Here is a 2,869-nt window from a genome sequence, read left to right on the forward strand (position 1 = left end):
TGCCAGAACAGACCGCGGTAAGAGAACAGGGAATCAGCATCCGGGCCACGGTACGGGCTGGACATCAGGCTGACTACGCCAAATGCGCCGAGGCTGCTGAACAAATAACCCGCCAGGTAAACCCCTACCGCTTCCATCGACATCTCGCCGGTTTGCAGCGCAATCAGCGCCACCAGCAGATAGCCGAGGTGAGAGATAGACGAGTAACCGAGCAGACGTTTGATGTTGGTCTGGCTCAGTGCCATCAGGTTACCGAAGATGATAGAGGCAAAGGCGATAATCGCCAGCACCACGCGAATCGCTTCGCTGTCACCCACTGGTGCGTAAAGGAACAGACGCATCACCACGCCGAAGATAGCGATTTTGCTCGCCGTCGCCAGGAAGGTAGAAACCGGCGCAGGCGCGCCCTGGTATACGTCTGGTGTCCACAGGTGGAACGGCACCAGAGAGAGCTTGAAGCCGAGGCCGACAATCATCAGGCCAAAACCTGCCAGCAACAGCGGCTCGTTGAGCATGCCGTCGCCAAGGTTTTTACCCAGTGCAACGAACGACAGGTCGCCAGACTGCGCGTACACCAGTGCCATACCAAACAGCAGGAAAGAAGACGCTGCAGCAGAAAGGATGGTGTATTTGATACTGGCTTCCAGCGAACGTTTCTGGCGGAAAGCGTAACCGACCAGGCCAAACAGCGGCAGAGAGATCAGTTCAATACCGAGGAACAGAGACGCCAGGTGATTGGCATTCGCCAGCAGGATCCCGCCCAGAGCGGCAATTAACACCAACAGGTAGAACTCGTCCTTGTTGTCGTTATAGCCTTCAAGCCACGGGTAGGCGAAAGTACAGGTGGCGAGGCTCGCCAACAATACAAGCCCAGTGTAAAGCATGGCGAAACCATCAACGCGCATCAGCGGCGTAACGTCCATAGCGCCCGCCTGGCCGACAAACCAGAGCGAAACCAGCGCCGCGTTAAGCCCAATAACCGAGAGCGTAGCGTTGAGGAAATGATTGCGTCGCCACGCAATGGAGAGCATCACAACCACCACCGTCAAGCCGACGATCAGCAACGGTAGCAGTGCGATCAGGTTTTGTGGAGTTATTGTCATGGCGATTTACGGCCTTGTAGTAGTAACGGAATTAACAAACCACTGCTGGATATTGCCAATCGCGGAATGCGAGGTATCCAGAATCGGCTGCGGATAGAAGCCCAGCAGTACCAGCAGCACCACCAGCAACAGGATCATAAACAGCTCACGCAGCGACATCCCTGGCAGTTCTTTGCTGGCAATCTCGCTTTTCGCTTTACCGAAGTAAGCGCGATGAAGCATCGCCAGCGAATAAACAGAAGCAAAGACCAGCCCGAAGGTAGAGATAACGGTAATCATCGGGACAACCTGGAAGCTGCCGAACAGGATCATAAATTCGCCGACGAAGTTACCGGTGCCTGGCATCCCAAGCGTTGCCACTGCAAAGAACAGCGACAGTGCTGGCAGCCATTTCATTTTGCTCCACAGACCGCCCATCATGCGCATATCACGGGTATGGATACGCTCATAAAGCTGACCGCAGAGAATAAACAGACCCGCCGCCGACAAGCCGTGAGCAATCATCTGAATGACCGCGCCCTGGTAGGCCAACTGGCTGCCGGTGTAGATAGCAATCAGCACGAAGCCCATATGGGAAACCGAGGTGTAGGCGATCAGACGTTTGATATCGGTCTGGGCGAAGGCCATCCACGCACCGTAGAAAATGCCGATAACACCCAGCCACATAGCGATTGGTGCAAACTCTGCCGACGCGTTCGGGAACAGCGGCAGGGAGAAACGCAGCAAACCGTAAGCGGCAGTTTTCAGCAAGATCCCCGCGAGGTCAACGGAACCGGCGGTCGGAGCCTGGGAGTGCGCATCCGGCAGCCAGCCATGCAGCGGAACCACCGGCATTTTCACCGCAAATGCGATGAAGAAGCCCAGCATCAGCAAATATTCCACGCCGTTAGACATTGGCGTATTCAGCAGCTCTTCATAGTTGAAGGTCCAGACGCCAGTCGCATTGTAGTGAACAAAAACCAGCGCCAGGATGGCGATCAGCATCACCAGACCACTCGCCTGGGTGTAAATGAAGAACTTGGTTGCCGCCGTGATACGCGTTTTACCGTCAGAGGCTTTATGCCCCCACAGTGCGATCAGGAAGTACATCGGCACCAGCATCATTTCCCAGAAGAAGAAGAACAGGAACATGTCGATGGCAAGGAACACGCCGATAACGCCGCCCAGGATCCACATCAGGTTGAGGTGGAAGAAGCCCTGATATTTTTCGATCTCTTTCCACGAACAGAGTACCGCCAGCACACCGAGCAGACCGGTCAGCACGACCATCAGCAGCGATAGCCCGTCAATGGCGAGATGGATAGAGATACCAAAACGCGGGATCCACGGCATGTCGAATTCAGACTGCCACTGCGGAATTCCGGCGGATTGCGTCAGTGAATAACCGCCCTGCAACCACAGTTGCAGCGACAGCGCCAGCGTCAATCCCATGGTGATCAGCGCGATCCAGCGCGGCACCTTGACGCCAAAGCGTTCGGTCTGCCAGCACAGGAAGCCGCCGATAAAGGGAATTAATATTAGCCAGGGTAGTAACATGGCGATCTTTATTCCTTGTAAAAGTCCCGTCAGGACCGGATTTTCAACGAATTCTCACGACAGAAAATTCTCTTCGGATTGTGGTTGTAGTGTCGGATGCGCCGCGAAGGCGGCTTATCCGACCTACGTTCTTATATGCCCAGGGGCAAGCCCACAATCCTTAACTCAACGCAGTACCATCAACAGTGCCAGCACTACGACCGCACCGATGCTCATGGATGCTACATACC

At 55.0% G+C, this 2,869-nt stretch carries 2 protein-coding genes; both read right to left on the reverse strand.

The window, feature by feature from the left end:
* Positions 1–1,103: NADH-quinone oxidoreductase subunit NuoN (nuoN, locus tag ATB02_RS25435; RefSeq protein ID WP_105272400.1), on the reverse strand; the 1,103-nt coding region annotated here is incomplete at its 3' end.
* A 6-nt stretch (positions 1,104–1,109) separates the two neighbouring features.
* Positions 1,110–2,639 (reverse strand): NADH-quinone oxidoreductase subunit M, encoded by a 1,530-nt coding sequence (nuoM, locus tag ATB02_RS25440; RefSeq protein ID WP_000926436.1) that lies wholly within the window; start codon positions 2,637–2,639, stop codon positions 1,110–1,112.
* Positions 2,640–2,869 lie beyond the last annotated feature (230 nt).

The sequence above is a fragment of the Escherichia sp. MOD1-EC5189 genome (genome assembly GCF_002966045.1).
GTDB classification, from domain to species: domain Bacteria; phylum Pseudomonadota; class Gammaproteobacteria; order Enterobacterales; family Enterobacteriaceae; genus Escherichia; species Escherichia coli_F.

Coding starts and splice junctions, on each gene's coding strand:
- nuoM (WP_000926436.1), bottom strand. CDS start 2,639: ATGTTACTACCCTGGCTAATATTAATTCCCTTTATCGGCGGCTTCCTG.